Annotated in this window: 22 protein-coding genes and 1 riboswitch; of the genes, 8 read left to right on the forward strand and 14 right to left on the reverse strand. The window is 58.9% G+C overall.

Features of this window, described 5'->3' with window-relative positions; genetic code table 11:
- Nucleotides 1-76 precede the first annotated feature (76 nt).
- On the reverse strand, nucleotides 77-871 hold the full coding sequence (locus AC07U5_RS15315; protein WP_062427732.1) for a response regulator: 795 nt from the start codon (nucleotides 869-871) through the stop codon (nucleotides 77-79).
- Between the two features lie 137 nt (nucleotides 872-1,008).
- Between AC07U5_RS15315 and AC07U5_RS15320 the strand changes: the two genes are divergently transcribed.
- Both AC07U5_RS15320 and AC07U5_RS15325 read left to right on the forward strand, forming a co-directional pair.
- Nucleotides 1,009-1,209: a NepR family anti-sigma factor gene (locus AC07U5_RS15320; RefSeq protein WP_062427731.1), complete on the forward strand. Its 201-nt coding sequence runs from the start codon at nucleotides 1,009-1,011 to the stop codon at nucleotides 1,207-1,209.
- The gene (locus AC07U5_RS15325) at nucleotides 1,209-1,775 is read left to right on the forward strand and encodes a sigma-70 family RNA polymerase sigma factor (RefSeq protein ID WP_062427769.1); all 567 of its coding nucleotides are present in this window, start codon (nucleotides 1,209-1,211) and stop codon (nucleotides 1,773-1,775) included. Before AC07U5_RS15320 ends, AC07U5_RS15325 begins: the two co-directional genes overlap by 1 nt.
- A 42-nt stretch (nucleotides 1,776-1,817) precedes the next feature.
- On the opposite strand, the gene AC07U5_RS15330 is transcribed toward AC07U5_RS15325, so the two are convergent.
- The gene (locus AC07U5_RS15330) at nucleotides 1,818-2,288 is read right to left on the reverse strand and encodes an Lrp/AsnC family transcriptional regulator (protein WP_062427730.1); all 471 of its coding nucleotides are present in this window, start codon (nucleotides 2,286-2,288) and stop codon (nucleotides 1,818-1,820) included.
- A 160-nt stretch (nucleotides 2,289-2,448) separates the two neighbouring features.
- Here AC07U5_RS15330 and putA point away from each other — a divergent pair, with 160 nt between their 5' ends.
- Nucleotides 2,449-6,132, forward strand: coding sequence for a trifunctional transcriptional regulator/proline dehydrogenase/L-glutamate gamma-semialdehyde dehydrogenase (putA, locus tag AC07U5_RS15335; RefSeq protein WP_494723520.1), 3,684 nt, complete (start codon nucleotides 2,449-2,451; stop codon nucleotides 6,130-6,132).
- Between the two features lie 64 nt (nucleotides 6,133-6,196).
- Here putA and amaB read toward each other — a convergent pair whose 3' ends face one another.
- Nucleotides 6,197-7,723 (reverse strand): L-piperidine-6-carboxylate dehydrogenase, encoded by a 1,527-nt coding sequence (amaB, locus tag AC07U5_RS15340; RefSeq protein ID WP_494723521.1) that lies wholly within the window; start codon nucleotides 7,721-7,723, stop codon nucleotides 6,197-6,199.
- A gap of 166 nt (nucleotides 7,724-7,889) precedes the next feature.
- Here amaB and AC07U5_RS15345 point away from each other — a divergent pair, with 166 nt between their 5' ends.
- A complete protein-coding gene (locus tag AC07U5_RS15345) occupies nucleotides 7,890-8,792 on the forward strand; it encodes a LysR family transcriptional regulator (RefSeq protein ID WP_494723522.1) in 903 nt (300 codons plus the stop codon).
- A gap of 27 nt (nucleotides 8,793-8,819) precedes the next feature.
- Here AC07U5_RS15345 and AC07U5_RS15350 read toward each other — a convergent pair whose 3' ends face one another.
- Nucleotides 8,820-9,707, reverse strand: a complete 888-nt coding sequence (locus tag AC07U5_RS15350; RefSeq protein ID WP_494723523.1) for a DMT family transporter — start codon at nucleotides 9,705-9,707, stop codon at nucleotides 8,820-8,822.
- Nucleotides 9,708-9,901: 194 nt separating this feature from the next.
- Nucleotides 9,902-11,116, reverse strand: a complete 1,215-nt coding sequence (locus AC07U5_RS15355; RefSeq protein WP_494723524.1) for an adenylate/guanylate cyclase domain-containing protein — start codon at nucleotides 11,114-11,116, stop codon at nucleotides 9,902-9,904.
- Nucleotides 11,117-11,332: 216 nt separating this feature from the next.
- Here AC07U5_RS15355 and AC07U5_RS15360 point away from each other — a divergent pair, with 216 nt between their 5' ends.
- Both AC07U5_RS15360 and AC07U5_RS15365 read left to right on the forward strand, forming a co-directional pair.
- Entirely contained in the window at nucleotides 11,333-12,643 is a 1,311-nt protein-coding gene (locus tag AC07U5_RS15360; protein ID WP_494723525.1) for a UDP-glucose dehydrogenase family protein, read from the forward strand.
- Between the two features lie 18 nt (nucleotides 12,644-12,661).
- Nucleotides 12,662-13,678, forward strand: a complete 1,017-nt coding sequence (locus tag AC07U5_RS15365) for an NAD-dependent epimerase (RefSeq protein WP_494723526.1) — start codon at nucleotides 12,662-12,664, stop codon at nucleotides 13,676-13,678.
- A gap of 19 nt (nucleotides 13,679-13,697) precedes the next feature.
- Here AC07U5_RS15365 and AC07U5_RS15370 read toward each other — a convergent pair whose 3' ends face one another.
- The 8 genes from AC07U5_RS15370 to AC07U5_RS15405 all read right to left on the reverse strand — a co-directional run bounded on the left by AC07U5_RS15370 (nucleotide 13,698) and on the right by AC07U5_RS15405 (nucleotide 22,945).
- Nucleotides 13,698-14,009: a hypothetical protein gene (locus tag AC07U5_RS15370; protein ID WP_062427724.1), complete on the reverse strand. Its 312-nt coding sequence runs from the start codon at nucleotides 14,007-14,009 to the stop codon at nucleotides 13,698-13,700.
- Nucleotides 14,010-14,200: 191 nt separating this feature from the next.
- Nucleotides 14,201-14,659 carry a pseudoazurin gene (locus AC07U5_RS15375; protein WP_113272391.1) on the reverse strand — a complete coding sequence of 153 codons (459 nt, stop codon included), beginning with the start codon at nucleotides 14,657-14,659 and terminating at the stop codon, nucleotides 14,201-14,203.
- Nucleotides 14,656-15,444 carry an ABC transporter ATP-binding protein gene (locus tag AC07U5_RS15380; RefSeq protein ID WP_113327992.1) on the reverse strand — a complete coding sequence of 263 codons (789 nt, stop codon included), beginning with the start codon at nucleotides 15,442-15,444 and terminating at the stop codon, nucleotides 14,656-14,658. The genes AC07U5_RS15375 and AC07U5_RS15380 overlap by 4 nt, the downstream gene beginning before the upstream one ends.
- Nucleotides 15,441-16,460, reverse strand: coding sequence for a FecCD family ABC transporter permease (locus tag AC07U5_RS15385; RefSeq protein WP_062427721.1), 1,020 nt, complete (start codon nucleotides 16,458-16,460; stop codon nucleotides 15,441-15,443). Before AC07U5_RS15385 ends, AC07U5_RS15380 begins: the two co-directional genes overlap by 4 nt.
- A 4-nt stretch (nucleotides 16,461-16,464) precedes the next feature.
- Nucleotides 16,465-17,490 carry an ABC transporter substrate-binding protein gene (locus AC07U5_RS15390; RefSeq protein ID WP_418884858.1) on the reverse strand — a complete coding sequence of 342 codons (1,026 nt, stop codon included), beginning with the start codon at nucleotides 17,488-17,490 and terminating at the stop codon, nucleotides 16,465-16,467.
- A 196-nt stretch (nucleotides 17,491-17,686) separates the two neighbouring features.
- A riboswitch (cobalamin riboswitch) is annotated at nucleotides 17,687-17,907 on the reverse strand.
- Between the two features lie 135 nt (nucleotides 17,908-18,042).
- On the reverse strand, nucleotides 18,043-20,382 hold the full coding sequence (locus AC07U5_RS15395; protein WP_111850841.1) for a glucose/quinate/shikimate family membrane-bound PQQ-dependent dehydrogenase: 2,340 nt from the start codon (nucleotides 20,380-20,382) through the stop codon (nucleotides 18,043-18,045).
- Between the two features lie 101 nt (nucleotides 20,383-20,483).
- A complete protein-coding gene (locus AC07U5_RS15400) occupies nucleotides 20,484-21,446 on the reverse strand; it encodes an asparaginase domain-containing protein (protein WP_494723527.1) in 963 nt (320 codons plus the stop codon).
- On the reverse strand, nucleotides 21,443-22,945 hold the full coding sequence (locus tag AC07U5_RS15405) for an amino acid permease (protein ID WP_494723528.1): 1,503 nt from the start codon (nucleotides 22,943-22,945) through the stop codon (nucleotides 21,443-21,445). The genes AC07U5_RS15400 and AC07U5_RS15405 overlap by 4 nt, the downstream gene beginning before the upstream one ends.
- A 239-nt stretch (nucleotides 22,946-23,184) precedes the next feature.
- Between AC07U5_RS15405 and AC07U5_RS15410 the strand changes: the two genes are divergently transcribed.
- On the forward strand, nucleotides 23,185-24,603 hold the full coding sequence (locus tag AC07U5_RS15410) for an aspartate ammonia-lyase (protein ID WP_494723529.1): 1,419 nt from the start codon (nucleotides 23,185-23,187) through the stop codon (nucleotides 24,601-24,603).
- 63 nt (nucleotides 24,604-24,666) lie between these two features.
- On the opposite strand, the gene AC07U5_RS15415 is transcribed toward AC07U5_RS15410, so the two are convergent.
- Nucleotides 24,667-25,374 carry a FadR/GntR family transcriptional regulator gene (locus AC07U5_RS15415; RefSeq protein ID WP_111850838.1) on the reverse strand — a complete coding sequence of 236 codons (708 nt, stop codon included), beginning with the start codon at nucleotides 25,372-25,374 and terminating at the stop codon, nucleotides 24,667-24,669.
- 156 nt (nucleotides 25,375-25,530) lie between these two features.
- On the opposite strand from AC07U5_RS15415, the gene AC07U5_RS15420 reads away from it, so the two are divergent.
- Complete coding sequence (locus tag AC07U5_RS15420; protein ID WP_062427764.1) at nucleotides 25,531-26,118, forward strand: ANTAR domain-containing response regulator; 588 nt, start codon at nucleotides 25,531-25,533, stop codon at nucleotides 26,116-26,118.
- Nucleotides 26,119-26,137: the final 19 nt, after the last annotated feature.

Below are 26,137 nucleotides of genomic sequence, written 5' to 3' on the forward strand. Positions count from 1 at the left end.
CGCCCGCGCCGACTATCCTTGCGTCAAACGTCCAGCAGCCGCAAGAGTTGCGGGACATAACGACACTCAGCATGAATTACGCGGCAACACGTGAACTTTCATTAAAGAACAGAGCCTGACTGATCAGCGCCTTAACCATATCTGGATTGAACGGCTTGGTCACAAGGAAGGTCGGCTCAGGCCGCTCACCGGTGAGCAGACGCTCAGGGAAGGCGGTGATGAAGATGACCGGAAGGGTCGTCATCTGAAGGATGTCCTTCATCGCGTCAAGGCCGGAACTGCCGTCTGCGAGCTGGATATCCGCAAGAATCATCTTTGGCTGGGTCCGGTGGAAGAGTTCCAGCGCTTCCTTATGGGTGCGGGCGATGCCGGTGACGTTGTGGCCAAGATCGGTCACCATCTGCTCGATGTCCATCGCGATCAGCGGTTCATCTTCGATGATCATGATGTCGGTCGCAACCTGGCGGGCGATTTCGGACGCTGCCTCATCGATCAACTTGCCGATATCACTTTCGGGAACCTGGAGAACTTCAGCGGCTTCCGAGGGAGAAAACTCTTCGACGGTGGTCAGCAGAAACGCCTGCCGCGGCACAGCCGGAACGGCCGAAAGATTGGCAGAAGCGCGCTTTTCCCAGCCTGTCAGGTTCTCATCCGTCTTGATGTTGATCGTGACGGAACTAAAAATAGAGACAAACAATTGATAAAGCGAAACACGGTCGCTGCTCGTCTGCGGAAAAATGCTGACATCGGCGATCAGAGCTTCGAGGCTAGCAGCGACGTAGGCATCGCCGGTGGATTGAGACCCGCAAACGGCACGCGCGAACCTACGGAGATAAGGTAGGTGCGGTGCAATGCGTGTAGAAACGGACATGTAATTCTCCCCTGTTCATGCGGTCTGCAGCGCAAACCTGCGGGATTAATGCCTGAAGGAAAAAAAAGTTCCGCAGGCCTGGAACGTTTTTTTTGTGAGCGCATTTATAAAGCGTCACAAAAGGAATACCCGCACTCATGAGCATGTTTCAATCGGATCAGGATTCGTCTGATAACGGAGCGGGGCCAAGTGTGCCCGATTCCGGACGAGCGGTCATCACCCGGAAATTGAGAGAACTTTACGACGCTGTCCAGGATGAAGGTATCCCGGACAAGTTCCTCGACCTTCTCGAAAAGCTTGACGAGGCTGAGCGCAGATCGAAAGCTTCGGGTGAATGATGACACAAGACGTGGAAAAAGACGGCCACAACTTTAAACGCGAAATGCTGGCGGCCCTGCCGAACCTGCGCGCATTCGCTATCTCCCTCATTCGTTCTCGCGACCGCGCTGATGATCTTGTCCAGGACACGATCATGAAAGCCTGGGCGAAGCAGGAAAGCTACCAGCCTGGCACGAATATGCGTGCATGGCTGGTGACTATCCTGCGCAACGAGTTCTACAGCCAGATCCGCAAGTCCGGCCGTGAGGTTCAGGACACCGACGGCGCGTATACCTCGCGCCTGTCCGTCCCGCCGGAACAGCATGGCTCGGTCGACCTCCACGATTTCCGCCAGGCGCTAGAGAAGTTGCCGGACGATCAGCGTGAAGCCATTTTGCTGATCGGTGCTTCCGGCTTTGCCTATGAAGAAGCTGCAGAGATCTGCGGTTGCCCTGTCGGCACGATCAAGAGCCGTGTCAGCCGTGCACGCATGCGTCTGCAAGAACTGCTCGGCATCGAAAACGAAAACGAGTTCGGTCCTGACGCCCAGACCACGGCAGTCACTGCTGCAATGGGTCTTCGCTGATCGCGTTCAATAACATGACGGGTGGCCCACCGACGCTGCCCGTCACATCCCCGTATCCTTGACAGACTCCATGACGACAAAGGTCGATGTATTCGCGACCGAAGGCAGGCTCGAGATTTTCTCGCCAAGCACCCGTCGATATTTGCGGATGTCTGTCGTTCTTACTTTCAGCAGGTAGTCGAACGCGCCCGCGATCATGTGGCACTCCTCCACCTCCTTGATCTTGCGCACCGCTGCATTGAACTCATCCAACGCCTTCTCTCTCGTATCGGAAAGCTTGACCTCGGTGAAAGCGATGTGCTCGAGCCCAAGCTTCGCTGCATTGAGCGACGCCCGGAAACCCAGAATATAGCCCTCATCGACAAGCCGCTTCAGGCGGGTCTGGCAGGGCGTCTTCGAAAGCCCCACGCGCCGCGACAATTCCAGCACGGACATTCGCCCGTCCTCGCTCAATGCTTCCATGATCCTCATATCGAAGTGATCCAGATCTCCTGTTTCTTGCGCCTTCATCATCCAATTTTCCTGCAAAACTCGAAAATAAAAGTTCGTATTTCCTTTTCTACCCTTAAAATAAGGCCATAGCAATTTCGCCGGTGGTGTTATTCTGTGAACCAATATGGGGAAGGCAAAAGGCCACCTCATCTTTTCACGAATCCAATCGAGGGCCGATCCGATGGCGGGAACTGCATCCACCGTTGCACTGACTGAAGCGACAACGCCAGTTGGCATTTTTGACCGTTTCGCACCGCAGGTCCGAGAACAGAGCGCGCTCCGCCAGGCGATCACCGCAGCCTATCGCCGCTCTGAACCGGAATGCCTTGCACCCCTTCTCGACGCGGCGAGCGTCAGCGACAGCGAAGCCCAGACGATCAAAGCAACGGCTCGCCGACTGATCGAGGCGCTGCGCGCAAAAGCCAAGGGTACAGGCGTTGAGGGATTGGTGCAGGAATATTCCCTCTCCAGCCAGGAAGGCGTGGCGCTGATGTGCCTTGCCGAAGCGCTGCTGCGCATTCCCGACACGGCGACACGCGATGCGCTGATCCGCGACAAGATCGCCACCGGCGATTGGAAATCGCATCTCGGCGGCGGTCGGTCGCTTTTCGTCAATGCCGCGACCTGGGGCCTGGTCATCACCGGTAAGCTGACCTCGACTGTCAACGACAGGGGCCTGTCTGCCGCGCTGACGAAGCTGATCTCCCGTGCCGGAGAGCCGGTCATACGTCGTGGCGTCGATATGGCCATGCGCATGATGGGCGAGCAGTTCGTCACCGGCCAGACCATCGAGGAAGCCATCAGCCGCTCGCGACCGCTCGAAGCCAAGGGCTTCCAGTATTCCTATGACATGCTGGGCGAAGCGGCGACGACTGCCAAGGACGCCGAACGCTATTACCGCGACTACGAACAGGCGATCCACGCCATTGGCAAGGCGTCCGCCGGGCGTGGCGTTTATGGTGGACCTGGCATTTCCATCAAGCTTTCTGCACTCCATCCGCGCTATTCTCGATCGCAAGCCGAGCGTGTGATGGCGGAACTTCTGCCGCGCGTGAAGGCGCTGATGGTTTTGGCGAAGAGCTATGACATCGGCCTCAACATCGACGCGGAAGAAGCCGATCGGCTGGAGCTTTCGCTCGATCTGCTGGAATCACTGGCGCTCGATACCGATCTTGGCAACTGGTCCGGCCTTGGCTTCGTCGTTCAGGCCTATGGCCGCCGTTGCCCATTCGTGCTCGACTACATTATCGATCTCGCGCGCCGCTCCAACCGCCGCATTATGGTGCGGCTGGTGAAGGGTGCTTACTGGGACGCAGAGATCAAGCGCGCGCAACTCGACGGTTTGGAAGACTTCCCAGTCTTCACCCGCAAGGTTCATACCGATGTGTCCTACATCGCCTGCGCAAGAAAGCTGTTGGCTGCGCGGGACGTCATCTTCCCGCAGTTTGCCACCCATAATGCGCAGTCGATGGCAACGATCTATCATCTCGCTGGCCCAGACTTCAAAATCGGCGACTATGAGTTTCAATGCCTGCATGGCATGGGCGAACCGCTTTACAGCGAAGTCGTCGGCAAGCAGAACCTTGACCGCCCATGCCGTTTCTATGCGCCTGTCGGGACGCACGAAACGCTCTTGGCCTACCTCGTTCGTCGGTTGCTGGAAAATGGCGCCAACTCTTCCTTCGTCAACCGCATCGCCGATCCGAATGTGCCAGTCGATTCTCTGCTGGAAGACCCGGTCGCCGTGGTAAGGGCAATGCCGGTCCCCGGCGCGCAGCATGACAAGATCGCCAAGCCTGAAGCGCTTTATGGCGCAAGGGTGAACTCCAGCGGCCTGGACCTTGCCAATGAGGATGCGCTCGCCGCACTGAGCACGGCGCTTTCCGCAAGCGTTACGATGGAGTGGAAGGCTGCTGCCCCCAACGCCTCCGGAGAGACGCGCCCGGTGAGAAACCCCGGCGACCACAATGACATCGTTGGCTATGTGACAGAACCGACGCAGGAGGATGTCGCCAGGGCGCTGGCCGCCGCAGCATCCTCATCATGGCCGCAGTCCAGCACCGAGACGCGCGCATATTGCCTGGAAAAGGCAGCGGATCTCATGCAGGCGCGGATGCCAACCCTGCTTGGCCTCATAATGCGCGAAGCCGGGAAATCGGCGCCCAATGCGATCGCGGAAGTGCGCGAAGCCATCGACTTCCTGCGCTACTACGCGGCGGAAGCGCGCAGCACATTCGGCCTGCTGCAACAGCCACTCGGGCCGATCGTCTGCATCAGCCCATGGAACTTCCCACTGGCAATCTTCATCGGCCAGGTTGCGGCGGCTCTGGTTGCAGGCAACCCTGTTCTGGCAAAGCCTGCGGAAGAAACGCCGCTGATCGCAGCCGAAGGCGTGCGACTTCTGCACGCAGCCGGGGTTCCTGCCGACGCCCTTCAGCTTCTGCCTGGTGCAGGCCAGACCGGCGCACAACTCGTCGCGGCTCCGCAGACAGCCGGCGTCATGTTCACCGGCTCCACCGAAGTGGCGCGACTGATCCAGAAGCAGCTTGCCGAGCGCGTTTCGAGCGACGGACGCACCATTCCGCTGATTGCCGAGACCGGCGGCCAGAACGCCATGATCGTCGACTCTTCAGCGCTTGCCGAACAGGTGGTAGCGGACGTGATCGCTTCGGCTTTCGACAGCGCCGGCCAGCGCTGCTCGGCGCTTCGCGTTCTCTGCCTTCAGGACGATGTGGCTGAGCGTACGCTGACGATGCTGAAGGGCGCGCTCCATGAATTGCGCATCGGCCGCACCGATCAGCTTTCGGTCGATGTCGGCCCGGTGATCAGCGGGGAAGCCAAGGACAATATCGAAAAGCACATCGAAGCCATGCGCGGTCTCGGCAACACGATCGAGCAGATTTCGCTCGCCGGCGACAGTCAGAATGGCACCTTCGTGCCGCCAACCATCATCGAGCTGAAGTCGCTTGCCGACCTGAAGCGCGAGGTCTTCGGCCCTGTCCTGCATGTCATCCGCTTCAAGCGCGAAAAGCTCGATCGACTGATCGACGACATCAACGCAACCGGTTACGGCCTGACATTTGGTCTGCATACGCGCCTTGATGCGACGATCGCACATGTTCTGTCGCGGGTGAAGGCGGGCAACCTCTATGTCAACCGCAACATTATCGGTGCAGTCGTTGGGGTTCAGCCCTTCGGCGGTCGCGGCCTTTCCGGGACAGGCCCCAAGGCAGGCGGGCCGCTCTATCTCGGCAGGCTGACACGTGTTGCTCCGCTGGTGGAGCGCGCTGCGCAGCATAAGGATCAGGCGGTTATCGATCTGGCTCAATGGCTGGACGGCAAGAACGAAACGCAGGCGGCGGAAGTGGCGAGAACCTCCGCGCAGTCGTCGGCGCTCGGCTTCGAGACGGAGCTTGCCGGTCCGGTTGGCGAGCGCAATATCTATGCGCTTCATCCGCGCGGCAAAGTCTTGCTCGCGCCGGTTTCCACGAACGGCCTTTATCGCCAGCTGGCCGCGGCACTTGCGAGCGGCAACACCATCGTCATCGACAAGGACAGCGGTCTGGAAGACACTCTGGCAACGGCCCCGGCATCGGTCAAGACACGCCTGTCCTGGAGCGCCGACTGGCAGGCCGCTGGACCCTTCGCTGGCGCGCTAGTGGAGGGGGACGCGGATCGCGTTCGCGCCGTCAACAGCCGGATCGCCACGTTGGAAGGCCCGCTCGTGCTGGTTCAGGCCGCATCGATGGAAGAGGTTCAGGGCGTAACCCAGCCCTACAATCTCAACTGGCTGCTCGAGGAAGTGTCGGTCAGCGTCAACACGACGGCTGCTGGCGGCAATGCCAGCCTGATGTCGATTGGCTGAACGAAAAAGGCTGGCAGGAAAATTCTCTGCCAGCCTTTAGACTCTTCGTATTAGTCGCGCGACTTTACTCGATGTCGAACGACACACCCTGCGCCAGAGGCAGCGCCTTGGAGTAGTTCACCGTATTGGTGGCGCGGCGCATATAGGCCTTCCATGAGTCGGAACCGGATTCACGGCCGCCGCCAGTTTCCTTTTCACCGCCGAATGCACCGCCGATTTCAGCACCGGAGGTGCCGATATTGACGTTGGCGATGCCGCAATCCGAGCCATCGGCAGCGAGGAAACGCTCGGCTTCCTGCAGGTCTTTCGTGAAAATGGACGAGGAGAGACCGGCCACGACGGCGTTATGCTCTTCGATCGCAGAATCGAGATCGGAATACTTCATCACATAGAGGATCGGCGCGAAGGTTTCTTCCAAAACCGGGCCGACCTGCTTTGGCATTTCGACGAGTGCGGGCTTTACGTAATAGCCATTGGCAGACCCTGTATCGACGCGCCCGCCACCGGCGACCACGCCGCCATGCGCCTTCGCCTCCTCGAGCGCCTTCTGCATGCCGTCGAATGCGGCCTTATCGACCAGCGGTCCAACGAGGGCAGACGTTTCAAGCGGATTGCCGACGGAGACGGAAGCATAGGCTTTCTTCAGACGCGGCACCAATTGATCATAGACGCCGTCATGCACGAAGAGGCGGCGCAGCGTCGTGCAGCGCTGGCCCGCCGTTCCCATGGCGCCGAAGGCGATGGCGCGCAGCGCCATGTCGAGGTCAGCCGATGGGCAGACGATACCGGCATTGTTGCCGCCAAGCTCGAGGATGGCGCGGGCAAAACGTTTGGCAAGACGCGGACCGACATCGCGACCCATGCGCGTCGACCCTGTAGCAGAGACAAGCGGGACCTTCGGGTGATCGACGAGGGCTTCGCCCACGGCGCGATCGCCGATCAAAAGCTGGCTGAGACCTTCCGGCGCATCGCCAAAGCGGGCGACCGCGCGCTCGAAAATACCCTGCACGGCAAGCGCCGTCAGCGGCGTCTTTTCCGACGGCTTCCAGACGACGGAGTTGCCGCAGACGATGGCTAGCGCCGCATTCCAGGACCAGACGGCAACGGGGAAGTTGAAGGCGGAAATGACGCCCACGACGCCGAGCGGATGCCAGGTCTCCATCATGCGGTGGCCGGGGCGTTCCGTCGCAATCGTCAGGCCGTAAAGCTGGCGGGACAGGCCGACGGCGAAATCGCAGATGTCGATCATCTCCTGAACTTCGCCCAGGCCTTCTGACGGGATCTTGCCGGCTTCGAGCGAGACGAGGCGACCGAGATCGGTCTTGAAGGCGCGCAGCTCTTCACCTAGAAGCCGGATCAACTCGCCACGCCGCGGCGCGGGAACCAGGCGCCAGGCGCGGAACGCGGTATCCGCCTTCTCGACGATACCGGCGACCTCTGCAGGGGAAACCGTCTTGAGGCTCGCGACCTGCTCGCCCGTTACGGGGCTGAAGGAGGCCATGTCGCCACCCTGATAGAGATCGGACGAGACGCCCATCTTGGACAGAAGCGCGGCTGCTTCCTTCACGACATCGACTTTGGCTGCGGACATATTCTGGCTCCTGACGATTTTCGCCACCTGTTGTTCCGGCACGCGGGAGATGGCTCGAGGCAGTTGGTCGGGTGCGAACCACCCATTTCATTCTCTTTCCAGATCATATACGTCTGGAACCACCCATTTCAAATGAGGAAAGCGGGTGGGTTGATGCGAGGCAGGAATGGATACGCGCAGACGACTGGTTCCCGATATCGTCACGCTGCAGGCGTTTGAATGTGCTGCACGGCATGGAAACTTTACCCGGGCGGCGGAAGAATTGAACCTGACGCAAAGTGCGGTCAGCCGGCAGATCAGCGACCTCGAGGCACAGACCGGCATGCTGCTCTTCGAGCGCATCAGGCGGCGGGTCGTGCTCTCCGATGCGGGCCGGAAGTTCCTGCCCGACGTGCAGAAGCTCTTGCACCAGTCCGAGCAGTTGATGGTGCGTGCGGTCACGGCGGGCACTTCCAGCGCCTCGCTCTCCATCGCCACATTGCCCACCTTCGGCAGCCGCTGGCTGACCCCTCGCCTGTACAAATTCATGGCGCTCTACCCGGAAACGGTTCTGACCGTCGGATCGCGATCCCAGCCTTTCGATTTCGACGAAGAGAGTTTCGATATCGCGATCCATTACGGACAGCCGGTCTGGGCGCGCGGCACCTGCACCTTCCTCTGCAACGAGGTCATCGTCCCGGTCGCAAGCCCGTCGCTACTCGCGAAACACACGCCCGAGACCCATGCAGACCTCTTGTCCAAGCCTCTGTTGCACGTCACCACCCGCCCAAAACTCTGGACCGATTGGTTCGAGATGAACGGCATCGCGTCGGAGGGCGCATATCGCGGTAGCCGCTTCGACCAGTTTTCGATGTTGATCGAAGCGACCATCAGTGGACTTGGCTTCGCACTTTTGCCGAAATATCTGATCGAGGCCGAGTTGGTGTCAGGCCAGTTGGCCGTGGTGTTCGATGTGCCGCTCGCGACCGACAAGAGTTACCACATCGCTCTTCCGGAGGGGCGGCAGGACAATGTTCTGGCGCAAGCGTTTCAGACCTGGCTCCTGGAGCAGGTTGGCAGGCCGCTGTAGCGCCTGGACATCCTCAAGCCAGCTTCGCTACAGGCGATTGCGGAGAAACGGATTCCAGCGCACGGTCCCAAGCCGGATCTTTTCACGCATCATCGTGAGCAGCCCAGCACTGGCGATCACGATCAGGCCAAACACCGCAAGCGTATCCGGATACTCGGCGAAGAAGAAAGCGCCGATCCCCACGGCCCAGAGGATCTGCGAATAGTGCGACGGCGCAATCTGGCTGGCAGGCGCGATCTTCGTTGCCGTCAGCAACGTGATCTGGCCGACCGCCGTGCAAATGCCGATGATGATAAAGGCGCCGACCTGATGCAATGTCGGAACGTGAAAATGCGGAATCGCCAAAATCCCGTTGAAGGTGAGGCCGTAAACGAGCAGCACACCCATGATCGAGGTGCGCTTTTCACGACCGGCAAGCGAACGCAGGATAACGATTGTCATCGCCGCCAGAAGAGCGACACCGACTGCCGCCAGGTGACCGAGTTCCAGGGCCTTGAAGCCCGGTCGCACGACAAGGAACACGCCGACGATACCGGCAAAAACCGCAGACCAGCGCCAAAGCCCGATGTCTTCCTTCAGCACGACTGCGGAGAGGATGGTGACGAACAGCGGGGACAGAAAGATCAGCGCATAGGCCTCTGCCAAGGGCAGCGTCGTGAAGGCGTAGATGCCGAGAATGCCGGCGAGCAGGCCTGAGATTGCGCGCCCATGCACCGCGAAAGGCCGGCTCATGCGCCAGAACTCGCGCCACCTTTCTTCCCGTGGCTTGGTGAAGAAGATGATGGCGGCAGACGACAGGATGCTGAAGAAGCCGATCTCGAACACCGAAACCTGGTGACCAAGCGACTTGATCGTGGCGTCTCCCCAGGAAAAGCTGGCGTAAGCGAGCAGTCCGAGAAGAAAACCTTTTTGCATGACGAACAATCCAGACGGTAACGTGCAAAGATACGGCAGAGCCGGTCTGCGATCGCGGCTGATGCGCGTCAGATCATGATGATTGGTGGCTCCTCGATACAAGGGCTACGCCTCATGCTCTACACTCACAAGGCGAAAATACACAAAAGCGGTACCACTGACATTTCAGCAACGGTTGGGGTTTTGGTGGGAGATCAAGCCAGTTCGGGGTCGATGGTGAAGAGTTCATGTGCTCTCGCAAAGCCGCGCAGGGCGTATCGCCCGAGCGACACCATCAGCGCCTGCATCTCTTCAGGACACGTGGCGACGAAATCCCGCGACATCACCGTATCGCGATCGACCGAACCGCACAGACCCCCGATGCGGCTGACCATGTTGACCGCGGGTCCAACTACGGTGAAATCGAGACGCCCTCGGCTGCCGATATTGCCATAGAAGACTTCGCCAACATGGAGACCGAGATAGACATCTGTCGTCGGAAGGTCTTTCGCGTGACGCTCATGGTTTAGGACCGAAAGACGCGTCCGCATCGTCATTTCCGCGGCAAGTGCTGCAGCACAATCATCCTGCCGATTGCCGGTTCGAAAAATCGCCAGAACCCCGTCACCGATCAGCTTAAGCACGCTGCCGCCATGCGCATGGATCGCATCGATGACGAGACCGGCGTAATCATTAAGAAACGGGATGATCTGATCCGGCTTGGCGCGATCGGAAATGCCGGTGAAATCCCGAAGATCGGAAAACCACAGGACCGCTTCGATCCGTTCAACTTCGCCTCTTGTGATCGTGCCACTCATCACCTTGCGACCGGCATCACGGCCAAGATAGACATCCGTGATCGTTTCGATGATGCGCATGCAGCAGGCCGTTTTAACGGCTAGCGCAAGCGTCGGCAGCAGCATGCGCAATGCGGCCAACTCATCGTCATGAAAGCCCTCCGGCTGCCGGGTGAGCCAGCGGGAATAAAAGGCACTCATTTCGCCGATGCTACCACGCTCCGTAAAACGATGGATGGACGCGATGTAGTCGGTATGACCCGCATTGCGCAGCTCATCCAGCTTGTAAAAGCTCGCCTGCTCATTGAGGAACAACCGCTGCCGGATCTCCTCCGCATTCTCTTTCAGAAGGTGAAAGAAGACGGAGCTCTCCCAAGCCTCACGCGCCGTACCCTCATCGGTGAAATCATAGACGCTGGATGAATTGACCATATCGCGGCTGTCCCACTGGAAGGCGTGCCCCTCGAAATCCGGGTGGAGCGTGTCCATCAGGACCAAAGCCGAGGAAATGGAGATGCCAGCCGCGTTGCAGCGTTCGCAAAAGCCCGCCAGAAGCTCCTCTTCCGGCGTGCCCTCATAGCCCTGTCGAGAGAGCCAGAATGCAATTTCCTGGAGAGGGTGTTGTTGCGTCATGAAATGCCTGGGGCGAGAGGGTGGTTGGGGACGTCTGGGAGTGAATGGACGGGAAGGTCATTTGGTTTGGTCTATTTGCAACAAAATTTTGAAATTGTAACGGAAAACTCTCCGTAAGCTTGGACTTGCGAGTGAAGGCGGATAGATAGCGACCTCAGAAAGAGTATCGAAGTTGCCCTGCGGCTTGACCCCCCTCGCACACCGAAAGGTTTTTCCATGCGTATCGTGATGATCGGCTCTGGTTATGTCGGCTTGGTTTCTGGCGCCTGCTTTGCTGATTTCGGCCATGACGTGATCTGCGTCGACAAGATGCCGGAAAAGATCGACGCGTTGAAGAACGGGCAGATCCCGATTTTTGAGCCTGGTCTCGATGTCATCGTTTCCACCAATGCCAAGGCCGGTCGGCTGAGCTTCACCACTGACCTGAAAACGGCTGTTGCAGACGCGGATGTTGTTTTCATCGCCGTCGGCACGCCGTCGCGCCGTGGTGACGGCCATGCCGATCTCGGCTATGTCTACGCGGCAGCGAAAGAAATCGCAGCAGCCATCACCAGCTTTACCGTCATCGTCACCAAGTCCACCGTGCCTGTCGGCACCGGTGACGAGGTGGAGCGCATCATCCGTGAGGAAAACCCGACTGCGGATTTTGCCGTCGTTTCCAACCCGGAGTTTCTGCGCGAAGGTGCGGCAATCGACGACTTCAAGCGTCCCGACCGTATCGTTGTTGGCCTCTCCGACGAGCGCGCACGTCCGGTGATGACGGAAGTGTACCGGCCGCTCTATCTCAACCAGTCGCCACTTCTCTTCACCACGCGGCGCACCTCCGAACTGATCAAGTATGCTGCCAATGCGTTCCTGGCGATGAAGATTACCTTCATCAACGAGATCGCCGACCTCTGCGAAAAGGTGGGGGGCGATGTGCAGGACGTGTCGCGCGGCATTGGACTCGATGGCCGCATCGGCTCGAAATTCCTTCACGCGGGCCCGGGTTACGGCGGCTCCTGCTTCCCCAAGGATACGCTGGCACTTGCCAAGACCGCGCAGGACTATGACAGCCCGGTTCGTCTGATCGAGGCAACGATTTCTGTGAACGACACCCGCAAGCGCGCCATGGGCCGCAAGGTGATCGCAGCCGCTGGCGGGGATATCCGCGGCAAGAAGGTGGCCGTTCTCAGATTGACCTTCAAGCCGAACACCGACGACATGCGCGACAGCCCGGCGATTACCGTCATCCAGACATTGCAGGATGCCGGCGCCAAGGTCACAGCCTATGACCCGGAAGGCATGGCGAATGCCAAGCCTTTGATCGAGGGCATCGATTATGCGCAGGGGCCTTATGAGGCGGCGCAGGATGCCGAAGCGCTGGTGATCGTGACCGAATGGAACCAGTTCCGCGCGCTCGATCTCGCCCGTCTCAAAAACACCATGAAGAGCCCTGTCCTCGTTGACCTGCGCAACATCTACCGCGCCGACGAAGTCACAGCCCATGGCTTCTCCTATTCGAGCATCGGCCGCTCGGAACAGTAACGGAAGGTCTGTACACCCATGCGTTATCTGATTACCGGCACGGCAGGTTTCATCGGCTTTCATCTTGCCAAGCGATTGCTGGACGATGGTCACTTCGTCGTCGGCTTTGACGGGATGACGCAATATTACGATGTGGCGCTGAAGGAAAAGCGGCACGCGATCCTCTCTCGCTCGAACGGCTTCAAAGCGCAGATCGGCATGCTGGAAGATGCCGATGCCCTGAACCGCGCGGCCGACCTCGCCGAGCCGGAGGTGATCATCCATCTCGCGGCGCAGGCGGGCGTTCGCTACAGCATCGAGTGCCCCAAAGACTATGTGAATTCGAACCTCATCGGCTCCTGGAATATTCTGGAGCTGGCGAAAAATCTCCAGCCAAAGCATCTTCTGCTCGCCTCGACGTCCTCGATCTACGGCTCGAATGAGAAAGTGCCCTTTGCCGAGAGCGACCGCGCCGACGAGCCGATGACGATCTATGCGGCCACCAAGAAGTCGATGGAGCTGATGGCGCATAGCTACGCGCATCTCCACAAAGTACCGACGACCGCTTTCCGCTTCTTCACGGTCTATGGTCCCTTTGGCCGTCCCGATATGGCGCTGTTCAAGTTCGTGGATGCCATCCTCAAGGGTCAGCCGATCGATATCTACGGCGAAGGCATGATGAGCCGTGACTTCACCTATATCGACGATCTGGTGGAAGGCATCATCCGCCTCAGCCACATTGCGCCTTCCGAAGACAATCGCGCCACCGAAGAGGGTGTGACCGATACGCTTTCAAAGCACGCACCGTTCCGTGTGGTCAATATTGGCGGTGGCCAACCGGTCGAATTGATGCGCTTCGTCGAAACGGTGGAGACGGTCCTCGGCCAGAAGGCCATTCGCAACATGCTGCCGATGCAACAGGGCGACGTGCCGCGCACCTATGCCTCACCGGATCTGTTGCGTGCACTCACGAACTACGCGCCGGAAACGCCCGTCGAAACAGGCGTCCAGCGTTTCGTCGAATGGTATCGGGGCTGGCGCAACGGAACTGTCTAAGACCCTGAGGTCTTAGATATTACACTTCGGTCCCTTCACCGTCACGGCCTTGCAACAAGCCAATCACGGCTGCGCAGTTCGGATCGCCCTTATCCAGCAGCTGCGCCGGAGACGTCCAGCCGAAGGTAAAACCGACAACGGTGGCGACCGCCCATGCCGGGTCTTCGCCGGCGCGGTTCAGAAGCTGCGGCGCCTGACTGGCAACGCAACGCTGCGATTGCTGGATGATCTCAGTAGACGCATTTGCACGATCGAGCTGTTCGCGCATTTCCGCCTGAAGCGGATCGACGACGAACAGCGTGATGAACCATGCGGCGATATCGGAAAGCATGAGGGGCCTCTGCAGCCTCGGCGTGGTGTCGGAAAAGGTCCGACATCGTGAAAGCGCCGAGACTTTCACCAGAGGGGCCCGGACCAGCGGGTTGAGGCAGATGTAGGAAGAGCGCCTACCGGTTCAAGACCATCGGTCAGACTTTCCGATAGAGATGCTGCGGAAAGAGCGTCTGACCTACTATCAATTGCTCAGGGTTTGCCTTGATCTGCTTTTGCCTCGGCAAACAGGGCGTCGAGACGTGGCTTGGCGCGGGCGGGCAGTGCCACGCTTCTGTAGTGTTCCGGCAGGCTACCCTTACCCACCTTGATCAACATGACCATGCCCATACCAAAATGCGGTGAGCATTTGATGCCGTAGAAGCCCTGCTGATCGAAAGTGACTTCAATCTCCTCGTTGATCTTGCCCTTGAAACCCTTCGCCCCCTCTGGAACCATGCCGTCGATGGTCGCGGCATTGTGGCTCTTATGCGTGGCGATGAACTTCACCGTGTCGCCAGGCTGGAGGTGAAGATAATCGGGTTCGAAAACCATCGAACCCTTTTTACCCTGATTGAGCATCCTGACCTCGAAGTCCTCCGCAAAGGCGAGACCCGCACTCAGCGACAAAGCGACGGCGGCCGTAGCAATGGATAGCAACAATTTCATCATGTCGTCCTTACTGGGTAGATCATAGTCGGGGCGCGATAGCGGATATGACAAGCATCCTCGCCTTCCCGTTCCACATCGACCTGAACGCCGAACACATCGAGGATGAGATCCGGGGTCAGCACGTTGCAAGGTTTACCCATCGCGACGAGCGCTCCCGCCTTCAACACGGCAACCCTGTCACAAAACATCGCCGCATGGTTGAGATCATGCAAGGCGGCGGCCACTGTCAGTTTCTGCTGTTGAACCAGATGCAGAAGTGCGATCTGGTGTCCGATATCGAGATGGTTGGTTGGCTCGTCCAGGAGCAGTATCTTCGGCTGCTGCGCCAAAGCGCGGGCAATATGCAGACGCTGCCGCTCTCCACCGGACAGCGTATGCCACATCCGTCTCCCGAAGCCCTCCATATCGACGTCATGCAACGCCTGATCGACAATCTCATCATCTTGAGGAGTCCATGGAGACAGGGCACCCTTATGCGGAATGCGGCCAAGCTCCACCGCCTGGCGAGCATTGATGCGCTCCTGCGTCTCCGCCTGCTGCTCGACAAGCGCGATCTGGCGCGCCACATCACGGCGCTGAAGCTGGTTCAACGACTTGCCATCCAGCAAGACTTCGCCGGAGCGCGGTTTTCTCAGGCCAGAGAGCATGGCCATGAGGCTCGTCTTGCCCGACCCGTTGGGTCCGACGATGCCAAGAAACTCGCCGGCAGAAAGATCGAGGCTGATGTTCTTGACGATATCGACGCCGCCCGTCGCCCAGCTTAGGTTGCGCGCTGACAGCATCATGCCGCCCTCCTTCGCTGCGAGAGGATGAGCGCAAAAGCCGGCGCACCAAAGAGTGCGGTAATCACACCAATCGGTAGGACTTGGCCAGCGATGATGGTGCGGGAGAGAATATCGGCAGCGATCATGAAGATGGCGCCGATCAGCGCGGCGGCCGGCAACAGGCGTCCGTGACGAACACCGACAACAAGACGGGCTGCATGGGGAATGACGAGACCGATAAAGCCGATCGATCCGACAATGCTGACCATCACCGCCGTCATCAAGGCAGACGTGCCCGTAAGCACGACATAGACGCGGCGCACGGGGATGCCAAGAGAGGCTGCCGACTCCGCTCCGAAGGTAAAGGCGTCCAGGGCGCGGGCATGCCAGAGGCAGACGATAAGACCGAACATGGCTATGGGAAGGGCAAGCGAGACATCCGTCCAGCGAACGCCGGACAGATTGCCGAGCAGCCAGAACATGATGCCGCGCGCCTGTTCCGCATTGGCGGCCTTGGTGACAATGAATGAGGTAAGCGCGTTGAACAATTGCGAACCGGCAACGCCAGCGAGGATGATTGCACTGTTACCCCGCCCTGCCCTCAGCGCCAGCAGGCTGACAAGCGCAAAAGCTACGAGCGCACCAAGAAATGCACCGAGCGGCAGTGTCAGCATGCCCGCGCCGAAGCCAAGGAGCGCGACGCTGACCGCGCCAGTCGACGCTCCAGCGGAGATGCCGAGAATATAGGGGTCGGCCAGAGGATTGCGCAGCAGCGATTGCAGCACGACACCGGAGACGGCAAGCGCTGCCCCGCAACAGGCGGCAACCACGGCGCGGCTCAAACGATAGTTCCAGATGATCCCCTCATCGATGGCATCCAGTGGGTATCCGGCGTGCCAGAGGCGATTGGCGACGGTCTTGGCGACAACCTCCATCGGAATGGAGGTTTCGCCAATCGAGGCGCCCAGCCAAAGCGCCACCAGAAGACACCCGGCTGCAATGACGGCAGCGCGGGTGTAAAGAAAGGGAACGGACATCCTCTTACTTCGCTAGGCCAAGTTGGACGATCTGGTCGGCCAGGACCTCGATGCCGTCGATGGTCCGGATCGTCGGGTTCATCGCCTGCGCATCCATGACGACGATATGGTTGTCCTTCACCGCTGGCATCAGGCTTGTGACGGGATCATCTTTCAGGAATTTCAGCTTCACGGCGATATCGTCGGCTGGAAACCGGCGGCGGTCCATTTTGCCCGCGACGATGATCGTGGGGTTGGACTTGGCGATGGTTTCCCAACCGACGGTCGGCCATTCCTCATCACTGTCGATGACATTCTTGATGCCGAGCGCCGACATGATGTAGCCGGGAGCACCATTCTTGCCCGCCACGTAAGGATCGATATCCAGTTCGGCGCTGGAGAACCAGAAGACAGCCGAGAGCTTACCATTCACGGATGCGATCTTCTGACGCGCAGCACCCTCGCGGGCCTTCAGGTCGGCGATGAGCTTCTCACCTCGATCCTGCACGTTGAAGATTTGCGCGAGTTCAGCAATTTCCTGATAGATCTGGTCCATGGTGAAGACCGAATGTCTGACACCATCGCCGCCGCCCGAATTGTCCTTACCCGTGCAATCGGCAGGCGACGTGTAAACCGGGATACCAAGCTCTTCAAATTGCTCAGGCTTTGCCACAATGCCTTCCGGACCGACATGCCATTGAAACTGAGCGGTTACGAGGTCCGGCTTTTTGGCAACCACACTCTCGAAACTCGGATCATTGTCCGCGAGGCGCTCGACCGTGGCGTTGGCCTCTTCGTATCCCTTGATAACCGGGCCGATCCAGACGGCCGTACCGACAACCTTGTCGGCCAGTCCGAGCAGATAGAGAATTTCCGTGGTGCTCTGACCAAGAGAAACGGTGCGCTGTGGAGCATGCGTGAAGGTGACGTCCCTGCCGCAATTTTTCAGCGTCAAGGGGTAGGTCGTTTCCGCAGCCTCTGCCGTTTTCGGCACGATCGAGAGCGCAGTGAGTGCAGCGGCCAGAAACGCGCCGGTGAAATGAAATGTCATGGTCCGATAATCCCCGAAATCGTCGACGTTGCCGACAAGCAAGACGCCGTCATGTGAGCGCGAATGAAACACTCATTCGACAGCCACGGGAGTGAGACGATCGAGAACGAGGGAAAAAGACAGATGGATGTGAGCGCTGAAGGGCGCAAATAACAATCATGACGTCTCCTGTTCAGGGCATCCCCGCCCGTGACATTGGAATGAACTTATGACGGCAGGTCTCCTGGCTCACGGATGATCGTCTTGCCCGCCTTCCCACGATAATTCGCAGTGGCCTGACGCAGGTGAATGCGCCACGAGTGCTCGACAATCCGCTTACAGTTGCGGGGGCAGCCACGGCATTGGAGATATCCCCTCACCGTGTTCCCTATTATTCCTCACGATCACTCGCTTGGAACCGTCGCCAGCCAGATAGACCTATTTGATCTCGTCCGTCAAGCAAGTCTATGTAATGTTATTACATATCAAAAACAAGTGGATCATTGTGCTGAGAATAAACAAAATGGCCGGAACGAAGTCCCGGCCATCAAGGGTTTTAGCGAAATGATCTGGTTATGGGAGCGTGTAGGCGATGACATAATCACCCGGCTTCGTCCCCACCGAACCGTGGCCGCCTGCAACCATCACGACATATTGCTTGCCGTCGTCGAGAGCGTAGGTCATGGGCGTGGCCTGCCCACCTGCGGGAAGGCGTGCTTCCCAAAGCTGCTTGCCGCTCGTCAGATCGTAAGCGCGCAGATAATCGTCCACCGCTGCGCCAAGGAAAGCGACGCCACCTTTGGTGATCATCGGACCGCCGATACCCGGCACACCGACCTTGAAGGGAAGTGGCAGCGGCGTCATGTCGTAAACGGTGCCGTTCTTGTGCTTATAGGCAACCTTGCCGGTTCTGAGATCGGCACCGGCGACATAACCCCATGGCGGCGCCTGGCAGGGAATGCCGATCGGGCTCAGGAACGGGCCCATCAGCACGCCATAGGGTGCACCATCATTGCGGTTCAAACCCTGCTCGCTGCCCTTCTCATCCTGACCTCGCGGGGGGATCTGGTCGCGCGGAACGAGCTGTGAGGTGAAGGCGAGATAGGTCGGCATGCCGAACATGACCTGGCGTTCGGGATCGACTGCGACACTGCCCCAGTTGAAGGTGCCAAAATTGCCAGGATAGATGATCGATCCATTCAGCGATGGCGGCGTGTAACGACCTTCGTAGTTCAGCTGATGGAACTTGATGCGGCAGGCGAGCTGATCGAACAGCGAGACACCCCACATGTTCTTTTCCTGCAGCGGTTCCGGCTTGAAGGTCAAGGCAGATGTGGGCTGCGTCGGCGCGGAGAAATCCTCGGGGATTGCCCCACCGGGTGCCGGCTCTTCGGTCACCGGCAGGATTGGCTCACCCGTCCGACGGTCCAGCACATAGATATCACCCTGCTTGGTCGGGCCAACGAGAGCGGGAACAGATTGACCATCCGGCTTGGTGATATCGAGCAGCACCGGCTGGGCCGGCACATCCATATCCCAGAGATCGTGATGCACCGTCTGCCGGACCCAGCGGTCCTGCCCGGTGTTTACGTCGAGTGCCACGATCGACGAGGAGTACTTCTCTACATTCTCGCTCCGACCCATTCCGAGCTGGTCAGGAACTTGATTTCCCAAAGGGATGTAGACGAGTCCAAGCGCTTCATCGACGCTGAATACGGACCAGCTGTTGGGAGAGTTGGTCGTATAGGTCTGACCCGGCGGAAGCGGTTGGGTCTGGGTAGGGTTTCCGGAATCCCAGTTCCATAGCAGCTCTCCGCTGTTCACATCGAAGGCGCGAATGACGCCCGACTGTTCCTGGGTGGAGTAGTTGTCATTGACTGCGCCGCCGACGATGATCTTGTTGCCGGCAATGGCGGGCGGCGATGTGGAGTAGTAGTAGCCAGCCGGATTGTACTTCATACCGACTTCGAGGTGGAGAACACCCTGATCGGCGAAAGACGTGCAAACCTTGCCGCTTTCGGCGTCGAGCGCGATCAGACGAGCATCGGATGTTGGGAGATAAACGCGGGCGGCGCATTGCGAACCGGCCTGAGCGGCTGGATCGGCATAGTAAGTCACGCCGCGGCATGTCTGGTGCTGGCGATTGGGATTCAGGCCGACATTCGGATCATATTTCCACTTTTCCTTGCCGGTCGCCGCATCGATGGCGATCGCCCAATTGTGCGGGGTGCAGAGGAAGAGTGTCTTGCCAACCTTCAGCGGCGTGACCTGATACGTCGTTTCGCCAACATCGTCGGGAAGCTTGACGTCGCCGGTTTGATAACGCCAGACCTCCTTCAGATCGCCAACATTGGCAGTGGTGATCTGTGTCAGCGGCGAATAGCGCTGGCCATAGGACGTCCGTCCATATTGATGCCACTCGCCATCCGGAACAGCGTTTCCATAAGAGGGCGCGTTGTTGACGACCTCCGTCGGAAGATTGCCCTCCTGGTCATGCGGGTCCTGCGTCATCGACACGGCGGCCACACCCATGGAAATGACCACAGCCACCAGAAGCGGGACGGCATTTGCTCCGTAGCGAATGCCGGTCGGGCTGACAAAACCGAGTGGCTTACGGATCCACGGCATCAAAAGCCAGATGCCGATCACGATGATCAGGCCGCCACGCGGTCCAAGCTGCCACCAGTCGAGACCAACTTCCCACAAGGCCCAGCCGAGCGTCGCGATCACGAAGAGCGCGTAGAAATGCAGCGCCGCCTTGTTTCGCTTGAAGAGAAGAATTGCCGTGATGACGAAAGCGAGCCCGGCGAGAGCGTAATAAAAGCTTCCCCCGAGCATGATAAGTTGAGAACCGAAGCCGAAAAGCGCAAGGCCGACAAGCGCTAGAGCGACAGCAGTAATGGTGACCGCCATGAAGAGCCCCTGTTAATTTCCCTTGGGGCTTAACAGGGTCGAAGACGATAAGTTCCGCAGAAATCACATTTCTGCCACTTCCGTGTTATCCGCGGATCGTTTCAATCGCGAAAGTCGTTGAAAGCATGCGCCATGTCGCGGTGTCCAGCAGACGCGGCTATAAGCGATGCCAGCAGAATTCTTGCCTGACCAGGCCGCAATGTTCGGGAATGGATGGCACCGACAGCACCCATATCGTGACCGCCACCTCCACCGCCATAGCCCGCAACCAGGTGCCCCTCGGGAACGCGGCTGGAAACAACGACCGGAACATGTCTCTCGCGACAACGCCGCAGAGCATCAACGACGTCTGCATTGGCGTTACCTGAGCCGAGAGCGCAAAGAACGATGCCTTTGGCCCCCGCATCAAGACTGGCATCGATATGGGTCGCTTCACAGCCCGGATAGATTGCGACGATATCGATGCGGATAGCATCGACCGGCGCCGAAAATTCAGGGCTTTGCGGACAGTCGGAAGGCCCTGCAAGATCGAACGCATCCGGATCGTCGGCGGAACGCTTGTAAAGCCCCCAGACCGGCAGCAACTTGCCACCGAACGACAGAAGGACGCCCTTTTCGCTATTGGATGGCGTCGCGGCAGCGGCAATCGCCGCCTGAAGATTGGCCGGGCCATCCGAGAGCGGGTTATCGGCCGTAAACTGCGCGCCGGTGAAGATCACCGGTTTGCCGATCCTGTGCTGTAAATGAACGAGCAGTGAGGTTTCTTCCATCGCATCCGTGCCGTGAAGCACGACGACGCCATTCACCGCAGGGTTCGCAAGCTCGACACCGACCGCATCGCTGATTGCCTGCATGTCGGAGATCGTCAGGCTGGAGGAATCCTTCGCCATCAGCTCGACGGGTTTGACGGAGGCGCTATCGCCGCCGAGGCCGGAGAGCAGGTTTTCACCGGAGAGCGAGGGTTTCGCAGCCCCGGTTTCGTCACGCTGGCTCGCAATCGTGCCGCCGGTGGCAATGACCGCCACCAGCCCTTTGTCATGATCGGTCGGAATTACGACGGTCACTGCTGGCCCCGCGCGCCAGCGTCACGCAACTGCTGTGCTTTCGACAATTCCTGAATACGGCCACGCATCAAATACCATCCCCCCACCAAGGTCGGTACGATGACGATAAGAGAGCCGACGGTATATGTGCCCGCAGGGTAATCGAATGCCATCAGCACCAGAACGCCAAACAGGAAGACAAGCGTCAGGATGCCCGTATAAGGCGCGCCAATCATGCTGAAATCCGGACGCTGCATCTTCCCCTGCCGGGACAGATGCCACAGCTTGAGTTGGCATAACACGATGACGCCCCAAGCGCAAATAATGCCGAGCGCGGCAAGATTGAGCGCAATTTCAAATGCTTCCGAAGGAACGATGGCATTAAGAATGACGCCGAGCACAGTGACGACAGCCGTGACCGCGATGCCGCCATAGGGCACGCCAGCCTTGTTCATCTTCGCCAGCGCCGCCGGTGCAGAGCCGGACACCGCCATCGAATGCAGGATGCGCCCGGTCGAATAGAGGCCGGCATTCAGTGACGACAGAACCGCGGTCAGAACGACCAGGTTCATGACGATATCGGCGCCTTCGACCCCGATGGAGCCGAAGAAGGTCACGAACGGGCTCTCGCCTGCCTTGTAGGCTGTGTAGGGCAAAAGAAGTGTAAGCAGCAGGACCGAGCCGACATAGAAGACGAGAAGGCGGAAGACGACGGTGCGGATCGCCTTTGGCATCACCTTGCGCGGGTCCTCCGTTTCACCTGCGGTGGTTCCGATCAACTCGATGGAGGCATAGGCGAAGAGCACACCTTGAATGATGATGAAGGCCGGCAGAATGCCATTGGGGAAGAAGCCGCCATTATCGGCAATCAGGCTGAAGCCGGTGACGTGACCTTCGATTGGCGTTCCAAAAATGACGAAGTAAACGCCCACGATCAGGAAGGTGAAGAGCGCGAGGACCTTGATCAGGCTGAACCAGAATTCCAGTTCGCCGAACACCTTGACCGACAGCATGTTCATGCCGAGCACGATGATGAGCGCGCCGAGCGCGAACACCCACTGGTCGATGCCTTGCATCCAGGGCACATATTGCTTGAAGAAATTCATGTAGAGGGCAACCGCCGTCACATCGGCAACCGAGGTCATCGCCCAGTTCATCCAGTACATCCAGCCGACAGCGAAGGCCATCTTCTCGCCGTAGAACTCGCGGGCATAGGAAACGAACGAGCCTGATGTCGGGCGATGCATGATCAATTCGCCAAGCGCTCTGAGCACCAGGAAGGCGAAGAAGCCGCAAATTGCATAAGCGAAGATAAGAGCGGGGCCAGCAATGGCAAGGCGCCCGCCCGCCCCGAGGAAAAGCCCCGTTCCGATCGCGCCGCCAATGGCAATCATCTGGATCTGGCGCGGTTTGAGTGCTTTGTGATAGCCGAAATCCTCCTGGATTTCGACCTGACGTTCATGGTTTGCTTGAGTTACCTTATCCACTGGTGTCGCTCCTCCCTCAGAGCTATCGTCCATAGACTTGATGAATGACCCGTTCTGTCCTTGCGCGAGCAATGCTCTGTCAAAACTCCAGGCGCCGAAAGGTCAAAGGCAGCCATTCTGTAAGGCTGCATGACAGATTTTCGATCCCTTAATTCTCGACTGCGCGCCCGTCAACCCTCTCCCCGCCCATTGACCTACATCATGGACAGGATTAAACCAAGTTAAATCTGTCTAGCAGCTTTACAGATTATCGGATCAACATGGAGGATGATATGATCACGATGCGTCAGGAACGAGATCTTCTTGGGCCCAAGGATATCCCTGCAGATGCCTATTGGGGCGTGCACACGCAGCGCGCGGCGGAGAATTTCCAGATCAGCGGCGCAACGATCGGCCGCTATCCCTATCTCATTCGCGGACTTACCTTCGTCAAGGAGGCCGCTGCATTGGCAAACCATGAGTTGGGACTGCTAGATCAGGAGCGTCTGGACGCCATCGTCACGGCCTGCCGCGAGATCCGCGACGGTGCCCTCCATGACCAGTTCATCGTCGATGTCATTCAGGGCGGTGCCGGAACATCGACCAACATGAATGCCAATGAGGTGATCGCCAACCGCGCGCTCGAAATTCTCGGGCACGCCAAGGGCGATTACAAGCACCTGCACCCGAACGATCACGTCAATCTCAGCCAATCCACCAACGACGCCTATCCGACAGCCATCAATATCGCCCTGATCGAATCCATCGATGAACTGGCCGCCTCCATGCTCGTGCTCCAGGACGCTTTCGAGGCGAAGGCCCGCGAATTTGACGGCGTTCTGAAAGTCGGGCGCACGCAGTTGCAGGATGCAGTGCCGATGACACTCGGCCAGGAATTCCGCACCTTCGCCGTGATGCTCGGGGAGGACCGTGCGCGCCTGATTGAATCGGCAGCATTGCTGCATGAGATCAATCTCGGTGCGACGGCGATCGGCACAGGCCTCAACGCTCCTGCCGGTTATGCCGCGATTGCCTGCAAGCATCTCGTCCAACTGACAGGTCGACCACTGGTGACGGCGAGCGACCTCATCGAGGCAACGCAGGATCCTGGCGCTTTCGTCCATCTCTCGGGCGTATTGAAGCGCGTCGCCGTCAAACTTTCGAAGACCTGCAATGACCTGCGCCTGCTGTCCTCCGGCCCCCGTGCCGGCATCGGTGAGATCAATCTCCCCCCCGTACAGGCCGGCTCAAGCATCATGCCCGGCAAGGTCAATCCTGTGATCCCGGAAGTCGTCAACCAGGTCGCCTTCGTGGTCATCGGCAACGACATCACCGTCACCATGGCCGCAGAGGGCGGTCAACTTCAGCTGAACGCCTTCGAGCCTGTCATCGTGCGGGCCTTGTCGGAAAGCATCGCCCAGCTCGGCACCGCCTGCCGGACGCTTGCGGAACGCTGCGTTGTCGGCATTACCGCCAATGTCGATATCATGGCGCGTCGATTGGAAGAATCGATCGGCATTGCGACGGCGCTCAATCCGCTGATCGGCTATTACGCCGCAACCGAGGTTGCACGCGAGGCACTGGCAAGCGGTCGAACCGTGCCGCAGGTCGTGCTGGAGAAAGGCTATATGAGCGCCGAACAGTTGATCGAAGCGCTGAGGCCGGAATTGCTGGCAAACATTACCGCAACTGCTGTGCAGCCCGCCGCATAAGACATTCAGACAAGGCAAGCCGGGAGACGATGACAGTCTTCCGGCATTCCCAGACTCTACGCTTTATCTTGCGTCATCACCCATGATGGAGGTCACCGCCTGCTTGACCTTGCCAAGATGGGCTTCCATCGCCTGGCGCGCGCCATCCTCAGAGCCTGCCTCGATTGCTTCTGCAATCTTGCGATGCTCGATATTTGAAGCGACGCGGCGGTGGGCCATGAGGTTCAGCAGTTCCGATTGCTGGCTGACGCTGTCACGGGCATCCGCAATCACCTTGGCAAACAGCGAGTTGCCGGAAGCTTCTGCGATAGCGCTATGGAACTCACAGTCCAGCAGCACCCATTTGTGCAAATCTTCCTGTTGATCCATCTCGCCGCAGAGCTTCATCATCCGCGCCACCTGCTGGTCCGTTCGGCGAAGGGCTGCCCAACCGGCGGCGGGCACCTCGACGAAAGGTCTCGCCTCCATCAGATCGCGTGCCGAATAGCCGCCATAGCGCAACTCTTGTCGGGGAGAATCCGTCAGGACGAACGTACCACTGCCCGTGCGCGTCTGCGTCATGCCAAGCGTCTGCAGCGAGCGAAGCGCTTCGCGCACGATGGGGCGGCTGACACCATATCGACCGGCCAGATGCGTTTCCGATGGCAGGCGCGTGCCAACCGTCAGCCGGCCCGACACGATGGCCGACCGCAAATCCTCGAATACCGATTCCGCCGCACTTTTGCGATGAACCGGGTTCGCCTCGTAAATCCAATCAGCCCCTGCACTCATGCCAGTAACCTTTCCAAACATCATATCATTGTCAAGAAGCGGCCTGCCGACAGAATGAACGGAACCAAAGAAAGCTGTGACCCCACTCATTTGCTTAATTTTTAGACATGGTGAAAAACATTGCTATTTCGACAGGTCTGCGGCATTGATGCGCGCATGACGCTTCGGGACTTGACCATTCTTGTGATCGATGAAAACGCCATCCGCGCCTCGATTATCGAGGAAGGACTGCGTGAGGCCGGTCATATGAAGGTCACGGTCATTCACGAGGTCAACGGGGTGGCCCGCACCATCGAGACGCTGCAGCCCGATGTGATCGTTATCGATCTGGAAAATCCCAATCGCGACATGATGGAGCATCTGTTTCAGCTTACGCGCACGATCAGCCGGCCGATCGCCATGTTTGTCGACCGATCGGATACGGCCTCGATCGAGGCCGCCGTGGAAGCCGGTGTTTCAGCCTATATCGTTGACGGGCTGAAGAAAGAGCGCGTCAAGCCGATCCTCGACATGGCGGTCAGCCGCTTCAACGCGTTCAGCCGCCTGCAGCGAGAATTGGCCGAGGCGAAATCCGCGCTCGAAGAGCGCAAGGTCGTCGAGCGCGCCAAAGGCATTTTGATGAAGATGCGCGGACTTTCCGAAGAGGAAGCCTTCGCACTGCTGCGCCAGACGGCGATGAACGAGAAAAAGAAATTGTCCGAGATCGCGCAGAGCGTGGTCACGGCTGCCGGGCTACTGATGTGACGGCCGCCACCGGACGAGG

This window comes from Agrobacterium sp. GW821-FHT02D03 (assembly GCF_059421725.1).

Coding starts and splice junctions, on each gene's coding strand:
- AC07U5_RS15385 (WP_062427721.1), bottom strand. CDS start 16,460: ATGTCCGTTCCCTTTCTTTACACCCGCGCTGCCGTCATTGCAGCCGGG.
- AC07U5_RS15410 (WP_494723529.1), top strand. CDS start 23,185: ATGATCACGATGCGTCAGGAACGAGATCTTCTTGGGCCCAAGGATATC.
- AC07U5_RS15360 (WP_494723525.1), top strand. CDS start 11,333: ATGCGTATCGTGATGATCGGCTCTGGTTATGTCGGCTTGGTTTCTGGC.
- AC07U5_RS15390 (WP_418884858.1), bottom strand. CDS start 17,490: ATGACATTTCATTTCACCGGCGCGTTTCTGGCCGCTGCACTCACTGCG.
- AC07U5_RS15350 (WP_494723523.1), bottom strand. CDS start 9,707: ATGCAAAAAGGTTTTCTTCTCGGACTGCTCGCTTACGCCAGCTTTTCC.
- AC07U5_RS15420 (WP_062427764.1), top strand. CDS start 25,531: ATGACGCTTCGGGACTTGACCATTCTTGTGATCGATGAAAACGCCATC.
- AC07U5_RS15370 (WP_062427724.1), bottom strand. CDS start 14,009: ATGCTTTCCGATATCGCCGCATGGTTCATCACGCTGTTCGTCGTCGAT.
- AC07U5_RS15380 (WP_113327992.1), bottom strand. CDS start 15,444: ATGATGCTGTCAGCGCGCAACCTAAGCTGGGCGACGGGCGGCGTCGAT.
- AC07U5_RS15320 (WP_062427731.1), top strand. CDS start 1,009: ATGAGCATGTTTCAATCGGATCAGGATTCGTCTGATAACGGAGCGGGG.
- AC07U5_RS15415 (WP_111850838.1), bottom strand. CDS start 25,374: ATGAGTGCAGGGGCTGATTGGATTTACGAGGCGAACCCGGTTCATCGC.
- AC07U5_RS15330 (WP_062427730.1), bottom strand. CDS start 2,288: ATGATGAAGGCGCAAGAAACAGGAGATCTGGATCACTTCGATATGAGG.
- AC07U5_RS15345 (WP_494723522.1), top strand. CDS start 7,890: ATGGATACGCGCAGACGACTGGTTCCCGATATCGTCACGCTGCAGGCG.
- AC07U5_RS15405 (WP_494723528.1), bottom strand. CDS start 22,945: ATGGACGATAGCTCTGAGGGAGGAGCGACACCAGTGGATAAGGTAACT.
- AC07U5_RS15315 (WP_062427732.1), bottom strand. CDS start 871: ATGTCCGTTTCTACACGCATTGCACCGCACCTACCTTATCTCCGTAGG.
- amaB (WP_494723521.1), bottom strand. CDS start 7,723: ATGTCCGCAGCCAAAGTCGATGTCGTGAAGGAAGCAGCCGCGCTTCTG.
- AC07U5_RS15395 (WP_111850841.1), bottom strand. CDS start 20,382: ATGGCGGTCACCATTACTGCTGTCGCTCTAGCGCTTGTCGGCCTTGCG.
- AC07U5_RS15325 (WP_062427769.1), top strand. CDS start 1,209: ATGACACAAGACGTGGAAAAAGACGGCCACAACTTTAAACGCGAAATG.
- putA (WP_494723520.1), top strand. CDS start 2,449: ATGGCGGGAACTGCATCCACCGTTGCACTGACTGAAGCGACAACGCCA.
- AC07U5_RS15365 (WP_494723526.1), top strand. CDS start 12,662: ATGCGTTATCTGATTACCGGCACGGCAGGTTTCATCGGCTTTCATCTT.
- AC07U5_RS15355 (WP_494723524.1), bottom strand. CDS start 11,116: ATGACGCAACAACACCCTCTCCAGGAAATTGCATTCTGGCTCTCTCGA.
- AC07U5_RS15375 (WP_113272391.1), bottom strand. CDS start 14,659: ATGATGAAATTGTTGCTATCCATTGCTACGGCCGCCGTCGCTTTGTCG.